Consider the following 8,123-nt stretch of genomic DNA (forward strand, 5'->3'; position numbering starts at 1 on the left):
CTCGACGGGCGCGGACGCGCGGGCCGTCGCAGGATTGCACGTGCCCATCGACCACACCGCCACGTTCCCGGCCGCCCCGGACGACGTCCTCGCCGTCCTCACCGACGAGGCCTTCCTCCGCGACTACGCGCAGGCCCTCGGCGCGCGGCTCGAGTCGCTGGAGAGCACCCCGGACGGCGGCAGCCCCCGCACCGCGCTACGGCTCGTCGTCCCCACGCTGGGCGTCCCGGCGGTGTTCACCCGCTTCGTCGGCCGCGAGGTCACCGTCGCCGACCGGCGCAACTGGACGACCGACGGCGGCGGGGGGCACCGGGCCGTCCTGCAGGTCGAGTCCCGCATCCTCGGCCGGACCGCGGCGGTGCGGGGCGAGCGGCGGCTGCGGCCGACCGCCCAGGGCACCCGGTCGACGGTCACCGGGGAGGCGGAGGTCGACGCGCCGGTGGTCGGGCGGCAGGCCGAGGCGGCCGTCCGCGAGCTGGCGATGGTCGTGCTGCGCCGTGAGGACGACGTGCTGCGCCGCTGGCTGGGTTCCCCGGACTGAGGGAGGACCTCCCTGCCCCCCACCACTCGCCGGCTCGCGGCGGGCCCCCTGCAGCGAGGCCGTTCGTCAGGGGCCGCTGAAGTCGGCCGTGGCCCCGCGGAAGCGCCTCCGGCGGGCCTGCACCCGCTCCCCGTCGTGGTGGCGCCGCAGGTGCAGCCGCTCCCGGTGCGACTCGGGCGAGTGGACGACGGTCACCGGACACGACGCGTGCAGGGCGCACTGCATGCTCGTCGACCCGAGCAGCATGCTGGAGAACCCGCCGTGCCCCCGGCTGCCGACCACCAGCAGGTCCGCGCCGGCCGACTCCCGGATCAGCGCGTCCGCCGCCGAGCCGAGGACGGCCGTCACGTGGATCTCCGGGTGTGGCTCCGGGATGTCCCGCAGCACCTCCGCGAGGAACCTCTCGGCACGCTGCACCGCCTCGGCCTCCGCCTCGGCGTAGGAGAACTCACCGATCGCGTCGAAGTCCATCCAGGCCTCGGGCGGGCGGTGGGCGATGACCGCCTCGACGGGCACGCCACGGCGGACGGCGTCCTCGATGGCGAACCGCAGCGCGGCCCGCGCTCCCGCCGAGCCGTCCACACCCACCACGACGCGTGGCCCTCGCGCCTGCGGCTGGTCGACGCTCTCGGCCTGCTCGGTCATGTCGGCCTCCTCGAACCGGCCGGCCGAGGGCCCCGGTGCCCACGGACGACCGGCACCTCCGAGCATGCGCGGCCTCCCGGGAGTCGACAAGGCCCTCGGTTCCCGCGCGCGATCGGGGGCGCAACGACGCCCGCCCCGGCGTACCGTCCGCCCATGACCGCGGAGCCGTCCGCCGATCGCCTGCTGGCCGGGCGTTACGCACTGCAGGAGGTCCTGGGCCGCGGCGGCATGGGCGTCGTCTGGCTGGCCACCGACCTGCGGCTGGATCGACCGGTCGCGGTCAAGGAGGTCACCTTCGCCCTGCACCTGTCCGACGAGGAGCGCCGGGTGCTGCGCGAGCGCACGCTGCGCGAGGCCCGCACCGCCGCCCGGCTGGACCACCCGTCGGTCACCGCGGTCTACGACGTGGTCGAGGAGGACGGGCGGCCGTGGCTGGTGATGGAGCACGTCGAGTCCTGCAGCCTCCAGCAGGTCATCGACGGCCAGGGCCCGCTGCCGTGGTCGGCGGTCGCCCGCATCGGGCTGGACGTGCTGGCCGGGCTGACCGCCGCGCACGAGGCCGGGGTGGTGCACCGCGACGTCAAGCCGGCCAACGTGCTGGTCGCCCCCGACGGGCGGGCCTGCCTCACCGACTTCGGCATCGCGACCGCCACCGGCGACCCGACGCTGACCACCACCGGCGCGATCATCGGCTCGCCGTCCTACATGGCGCCCGAGCGTGCCCACGGCGAGCGGCCGGGCCCGGCCGCGGACCTGTGGTCGCTCGGCGCGACGCTCTGGACCGCGGTGGAGGGGTGCCCCGCCTTCGCCCGTGGCGAACCGATGGCCACCCTCATGGCCGTCGTCGCCGAGGACCCCCCGCCGCCGACCCACGCCGGCCCGCTCGCGCCGGTGGTCCTCGGCCTGCTGGAGAAGGACCCGGCGCGGCGGATGACGGCCGAGCAGGCGCGCCGGGAGCTGCAGGCCGTCCTCGACGGGGCTCCCCGGACCGACCCGTGGTCCCCCGGGCCGACCCCGCCCCCGGCGGAGCCCGCGGCGGACGGCGACCGGCTGGAGCGGATCGACGCCGCGGACCTCAAGGCGCTGGCGGCCGCGTCGGCGACCGCGCTCGGGGCGGTGGCCCGCGACGCCCGCGACCAGGCGCGGCACCTCGCCGAGCGGCGGCGGGAGCGCAAGCGCCGGACGGGGACGTCGGAGGCGGCCGCTCCCCCGCCGGCCCCGCCCGCCGAGTCGCCGCCACCTCCTGCCCCACCGCCCGTCGCGACCCGGCCGAGGGAGCAGCGGCCGCGGCGGCGCCGGTTCCGCCGTCGCTGGGTCGTCGTCCCCCTGGTGATGCTCGCGCTCGTGCTGCTCGCCGTGGCGGTCGGCGTCGTCGTCCTCTTCGGCACCCTGTACGGCTGGTGACGCGGACCGACCCGTCCTGGGGCAGGCTCGGGCCATGACGACGCCGTCCCCGGACACCCCGCAGCCGCGCGACATCGCCCTGGAGGTGGAGACACCCGAGCAGGCCGCCGACCTGGAGGCGCAGAGCGAGCCCGAGGAGGGCCCGGACGGCGAGTGACCGACCGGCCCACGGGTAGCGGCCGACCATGCACAGCCGCGACGTCCTCACCTACGCCTACGAGCAGATCGAGGAGACCTTCACCCGCACCGTCGAGGGGCTGGAGCCCGACGACCTGAACCGCCGGGTGCAGCCCGGCGCCAACCCGATCGGCTGGCTGGCCTGGCACCTGCTGCGGGTGCAGGACGACCACGTCGCCGACGTCGCCGGCACCGAGCAGATGTGGACCGCGCAGGGCTGGGCCGGCCGCTTCGGCCTCCCCGTGGACGACGCGGCGATCGGCTACGGGATGGGTGACGACGAGGTGGACGCCGTCCGGGTGCCCTCGGCCGACCTGCTGGTGGGCTACTCCCGCGCCGTGCACGCGCGGTCCGCGGAGTTCCTGCGCGGCCTCTCCGACGAGGACCTCGACCGGGTCGTCGACACCCGCTGGGACCCGCCGGTCACCCTCGGCGTGCGGCTGGTCAGCGTGCTGTCGGACGACCTGCAGCACCTGGGCCAGGCCGCCTACGTGCGCGGACTGCTGGGGCGCTGATGCCGCGCTGAGGGTCGGCTCGCGGCCCCGTCCAGAGGCTCGCCGCGAGCCTGCGAGCGGTGAGGAGGACGGGGTCCTTCAGCGGCCGGCGCGCAGCCGGGCGTCGTCGATGCGCCGACCGGCGACGTAGTAGAGCGTCGTGCCCTCGGGCACCGGGGTGTCCCAGCCGGGGCTGACCACCAGTGGCCCGCCGTCGGTGCGCAGGGCCAGCACCGTGGCACCGAAGGTGCGGCCGAACCAGGTCTGGCAGTCGCCGAACGTGCGGTGCGCGAAGCCGCTCGGGACGCGGGTCGAGTACGTGTTGCCGTGCCCCCCGCTGGTCATCAGGTCGCTGTAGACCTGCGCGATGCCGGGGTCGGTGGCCTCCTCGGTCAGCAGGAAGGGCATGTGCCACTGCACCCCCTGGACGTCGGGGTGCACGTAGCGCAGCGTGTCCAGCCGGCCGAGGTCGCGGAGTGCGGCGACCAGGTGGATCCGCGGGTTGGCGTGGGTGACGGCGAGCGCGACGGCCAGGGCCTCGTTGTCGTCGCGGACGTCGACGACCGCCGTCCGGGCGCGGGCCACGCAGGCACGGGCCATGACGTCCTCGGAGGTCAGGTCGCCGCGGACGAACTGCACGTCCAGCCGCTCGGGCAGCGGGTCCTCGGGGACGTCCTCGTCCCAGGCGCAGAGCACCACGCGCGCGCGGCCCTCGGCGCACAGCTCGGTGACGATGCGCGCCGTCCGCCCCGGCGTGTAGCCGAGCAGGACGACGTGGTCGGCGAGGTCCAGCTCGACCAGCCCCCTCAGTCTCTTGCCCCTCACCGACTGCAGCGCGGCGGACAGCTGCGTGAAGAGCAGGGTGAGCGTGACGATGCCGCCGACGATGACGTACGCGCCGACGACGCGGCCGCCGGGCGAGGCCGGGTAGACGTCGCCGTAGCCCACGGTGGCCGCGGTGACGACGAAGTACCACCAGTAGGTGCCCGGCGAGGCGATGCCGGTCCCGGCCGGCTCGATCACGGCCATGGCCGCCCAGCTGGTCAGGAAGACGACGACCGCGACGGCCAGCGGCAGCCGCCACCCGGGCAGCCTCACGCGCAGCAGGCGCGTCAGGCGCGCCAGCAGGAACGGCACCTGGGACCTCCCGACGACGACCCGGGCAACGTAGCGGACGTGATCACCGGTCGACCGCCGATCGCCGCGCGTGCTCACCCGTCGTGAGGTGACGTCGCCTTGCTGGTGGGGGCCTCAGGAGCCGGTGGCGTCCGCGCGGATGGCGGCCACGAGGCCGTCGAGCCCCGGGACCTGGTAGCTCCAGAAGCCGGTGACGAGGGCGCGGGCATGCTCGCGGTCCCCGGGGTTGCGCAGGATCCGCGCGAGGGCGCGGCGGGTGTTGTCGAACACGAGCTCGAGCAGCTCCCGGTGCACCGCGCTCAGCGGGACGCCGAGGGACCGCTCGACGTGGGCGACGAGCCGCTGCACGAAGGCGGCCGGGTAGTCCGCGAACGGGGTGCCCTCGGCCCGGTCGAGCAGCACGACGACGGCCAGGCGGTGGTCGAGCCAGAACTCGAGCAGCTCGGCGGCCGCCGCGGCGCCACCCTCGGCTCCCCTCGCCAGTGCCTCGATCCGCACGTCGAGCAGCCGGTCGTGCCGGACGGGGAGGTCCGCAGGGACGACCGCGTCCAACAGGGCCGCCTTGGAGGGGAAGTACCGGTACACGTTGGCCGGCGCCGTCCCGGCCGCGGTGGCGATCCGGGCCACGGACGTGCCGCCGTACCCCGCGTCGGCGAAGCAGCGCAGGGCCGCCACCTCGATCCCCGCCCGCACGGCCGGCTTGAGCACCTGCGCCATCAGGCCGCCCGCTCCAGCCAGCCGAGGTCCGGCCGGAGGTCCACCCACGGAGCGGCCTCCTCGAGGGCGAGGGCGAGCTGCAGCAGCAGCCGGTCCGCACCCGGGGCCGCCGCGAAGTGGATGCCGACCGGTACGCCGTCGAACCGGCCCAGCGGCACCGACATCGCTGGACACCCCGCCGTGTTGTGGATCGGCGTGTACCCGACCGCCTCCTCGGTGCGCCGTACCAGGACCCCACGGCCCGCTGCCGGCGCGAGGTGACCGAGCGGCCAGGGCAGCCGCGCGAGGGTGGGGCTGAGGATGACGTCCCAGCGCTCGAACAGGCCCAGGTACGCGCGGTTCGCCTGCACGAGGGCCCGGTCGCACTCCGCGTCCACCTCCGGTCCCAGCGTCCCGGCCCACGCCATGAGCTCCAGGGTGAACGGCTCGAACTCGTCGGGGCCCGGTGGTCGGCCGAGCAGCGGGACGACCGACCGCGCCACCTCGGACATCGTCCGCGCCGCGGCCACGAAGAACGCCCGGCTCAGCGCTTCCCCGTCGACGCCCGGCCACTCCGCAGGGACGACGTCGTGCCCGAGGGCCTCGCACAGCGCGGCCGCCCGGTCCAGCTCCCGTCGGACGGCGGGCTCCGGCTCCTCACCCAGGAGCGTCGGCACGAGCACCGCGATGCGGAGCCGGTCGCGGCCCGGGCGGTCGACCAGCCCGACCGGCGGGTGGACGGCGTCCGGGCCGGTGCGCTCCGTGGCGCGAGCAGGTGGGCGCTGTCCCGCACGGACCTGCTGATGCAGTGGTCCACGACCAGTGCGCCCAGGCCGGGGACCTCGGGGCCGGTGGGTGCGCACCGGCGGTTCGACGGCTTGAAGCCGAACAGACCGGTGAGGGACGCCGGGACCCGCAGCGACCCGCCGGCGTCGTTGCCATGGGCCATCGGGACGACCCCCGCCGCGACGAGCGCCGCCGATCCTCCCGACGACCCGCCGGCCGACAACCCCTCTCCCCACGGGTTGAGCGTCGTGCCGTGCAACGCGGTCTCGGTGCTCCCGAGCAGCCCGAACTCCGAACTGGTGGTGGAACACAGGACCTGCAGCCCGGCATCCCGGATCGCGGCGGCGTACGGCGAGAAGCCGGGAGCGCGGTGACCGACCAGGAGCCGCGAGCCCATGGTCCACGGCAGGCCCGGCCAGCCCAGGAGTTCCTTGACCGCGAAGGGAACCCCGGCCAGCGGACCGGTGGCCCTCCTGGCGAGGTCGACCCGCTCAGCGACGTCGGCCACGGCGTTCAGCGCAGGCATGCGGTCGAGGAGGTCCATCGCCGTCTCGGCCAGGTCGGTGGCGGTGAGCTCCCCGGCGCGGACGAGCCGGGCCATCTCCACGGCGTCCCAGGCGCGGTAGTCGCGCTCGGCGATCAGCATGCGCAGAATCGTGAATGCAGCGTTCGCTTATGTCCAGAGGTGGCACCGCCGCCCTGGTGGGCGCCACGGGCCGGATGGCGCCAACGGCTCGGAGGCGGACTCAGGCTTCTCCCCACGGCCGTTGCCGCATCGACCTGGCTGACTGGAGACCTCACATGTCAAAGCGTGGCCGCACTGTGTGGACAAGCTGCTGAGCTGCGGATTCGTGTTGTACGGCCCCTGCTGATCGGATAGGCTTCGAACAGGTGATCGATCCGGTGAGAGGTGTCGTGGACGAGCTGACGGCCGCGCTCGACGCCCTGGCCGCCGAGGACCTGGCACCGATGTTCGGCCCGGCGCTGTTGGACCGGCTGCGCCCGCTGCTGGCCGCGGCGAACCGGCTCGCCGCCGAGGTGGCGCGTACGGTGCGGGAGGCCGAGGTGTCCGGTGCCGCGCAGGTGGACGGGCTGACGTCGATGGCGTCCTGGCTGTGCGGGCACGGGCACCTGTCGGCCACCGAGGCCGCCCGGGTGGTCCGCCCCGGCCGCGCGCTGGCGCAACCTGCCCGCCATGGCCGCGGCGTTCGCCGCCGGTGCGGTGACCGGCGAGCAGGCCGGGCTCATCGCGCGGGTGGCCGAGCCGGAGGCGCTCGCGCTGGCCGCTGGGCAGGACGTCGACCTGGCCGGGGTCGACCAGCTGCTGACCGGCGTCGCGACCTCACGCCCGCACGCCGATACCGCGAAGGCGGTGCACCACTACCTCGATCGGCTCGACGCCGACGGCCCGGAGCCCGATCCGACCGCGGGCCGCCGGCTGGTGCTCGCCAAGCAGGCTGATGGGAGCGTCAGCGGCCGGTTCGACCTGGACGCGGTGGGTGGGGAGCGGCTGCAGGCGGCGCTGGAGTCGCTGGTGCAGGCCGGCCGGTGCGCCGGCGACGAGCGGACACGCAGCCAGCGGCTGGCCGATGCGCTGGTGCAGCTGTGCGACACCGCCCTCGCCGCCGGCTCCCTGCCGGTCCTGCGCGGGCACAAGCCGCAGGTCATCGTCACGATCGGCATCGAGGACCTGGCCGCCCCCGCGACCGGCCGCGGCGCGGCCGACACCGGCTTCGGCGCGCAGATCTCCGCCGCGCGAGCCCGGTGGCTGGCCTGCGACGGGCAGGTGACCCGGATCGTGATGGGCCCCGGCGGGGTGCCGCTGGACCACGGCCGCACGCTGCGGCTGTTCCCACCGCACGTGCGCCGCGCGGTGGAGGTGCGCGACGGCGGCTGCGTGTTCGCCGGCTGCGCCGCGCCCACCTGGTGGTGCGACGTCCACCACCTGCTCGAGTGGGTCAACGGCGGGGCGACCAACCTGGACAACGCCGCGCTGCTGTGCGAACGGCACCACACGAAGGTGCACCACGGCTTCCGGGTCGAACGCCGACCCGACGGGCGATGGCGCGCCTGGCGACCCGACGGCACCGAGATCCGCACCGGCCCCCAGCGCACCGGCCCACCCCTGGCCACCGCAGCCTGACCGACCGACGACGCACGCCGAGGGGCCCCCGCCCCCCGGCGGGGGGGTGGGGGGGGGGGGGGCGCCCGGGGGGCCCCGGGCCCGGGGGGGGAGGCGGGGG

General features: G+C 75.8%; 9 protein-coding genes and 1 pseudogene. 5 read left to right on the forward strand and 5 right to left on the reverse strand.

Going from position 1 to position 8,123, the window contains the following annotated elements; translation table 11 throughout:
- The first annotated feature begins 40 nt into the window (after positions 1-40).
- A complete protein-coding gene (locus tag ACI79G_RS21735; RefSeq protein ID WP_456883124.1) occupies positions 41-541 on the forward strand; it encodes a DUF2505 domain-containing protein in 501 nt (166 codons plus the stop codon).
- A 66-nt stretch (positions 542-607) separates the two neighbouring features.
- Here ACI79G_RS21735 and ACI79G_RS21740 read toward each other — a convergent pair whose 3' ends face one another.
- Positions 608-1,186, reverse strand: a complete 579-nt coding sequence (locus tag ACI79G_RS21740) for a universal stress protein (RefSeq protein ID WP_456883125.1) — start codon at positions 1,184-1,186, stop codon at positions 608-610.
- 153 nt (positions 1,187-1,339) lie between these two features.
- Here ACI79G_RS21740 and ACI79G_RS21745 point away from each other — a divergent pair, with 153 nt between their 5' ends.
- The 3 genes from ACI79G_RS21745 to ACI79G_RS21755 are packed head-to-tail and all read left to right on the forward strand — an operon-like array spanning position 1,340 to position 3,282.
- Positions 1,340-2,590 (forward strand): serine/threonine-protein kinase, encoded by a 1,251-nt coding sequence (locus ACI79G_RS21745; RefSeq protein WP_456883126.1) that lies wholly within the window; start codon positions 1,340-1,342, stop codon positions 2,588-2,590.
- 34 nt (positions 2,591-2,624) lie between these two features.
- Positions 2,625-2,747 carry a hypothetical protein gene (locus ACI79G_RS21750; protein ID WP_456883127.1) on the forward strand — a complete coding sequence of 41 codons (123 nt, stop codon included), beginning with the start codon at positions 2,625-2,627 and terminating at the stop codon, positions 2,745-2,747.
- Between the two features lie 28 nt (positions 2,748-2,775).
- Complete coding sequence (locus ACI79G_RS21755) at positions 2,776-3,282, forward strand: mycothiol transferase (RefSeq protein ID WP_456883128.1); 507 nt, start codon at positions 2,776-2,778, stop codon at positions 3,280-3,282.
- Positions 3,283-3,360: 78 nt separating this feature from the next.
- Here ACI79G_RS21755 and ACI79G_RS21760 read toward each other — a convergent pair whose 3' ends face one another.
- The 4 genes and pseudogenes from ACI79G_RS21760 to ACI79G_RS21775 all read right to left on the reverse strand — a co-directional run.
- Complete coding sequence (locus ACI79G_RS21760; RefSeq protein WP_456883129.1) at positions 3,361-4,398, reverse strand: ion channel; 1,038 nt, start codon at positions 4,396-4,398, stop codon at positions 3,361-3,363.
- Positions 4,399-4,512: 114 nt separating this feature from the next.
- Positions 4,513-5,115: a helix-turn-helix domain-containing protein gene (locus ACI79G_RS21765; RefSeq protein WP_456883130.1), complete on the reverse strand. Its 603-nt coding sequence runs from the start codon at positions 5,113-5,115 to the stop codon at positions 4,513-4,515.
- On the reverse strand, positions 5,115-5,957 hold the full coding sequence (locus tag ACI79G_RS21770; protein ID WP_456883131.1) for an amidase family protein: 843 nt from the start codon (positions 5,955-5,957) through the stop codon (positions 5,115-5,117). Before ACI79G_RS21770 ends, ACI79G_RS21765 begins: the two co-directional genes overlap by 1 nt.
- Positions 5,873-6,526: pseudogene (locus ACI79G_RS21775) on the reverse strand (amidase family protein); the annotation flags it as partial. The gene ACI79G_RS21770 and the pseudogene ACI79G_RS21775, both read right to left, overlap by 85 nt.
- Positions 6,527-7,075: 549 nt before the next feature.
- On the opposite strand from ACI79G_RS21775, the gene ACI79G_RS21780 reads away from it, so the two are divergent.
- Entirely contained in the window at positions 7,076-8,023 is a 948-nt protein-coding gene (locus tag ACI79G_RS21780; RefSeq protein ID WP_456883132.1) for a DUF222 domain-containing protein, read from the forward strand.
- Positions 8,024-8,123: the final 100 nt, after the last annotated feature.

It is taken from the genome of Geodermatophilus sp. SYSU D00779 (assembly GCF_054050595.1).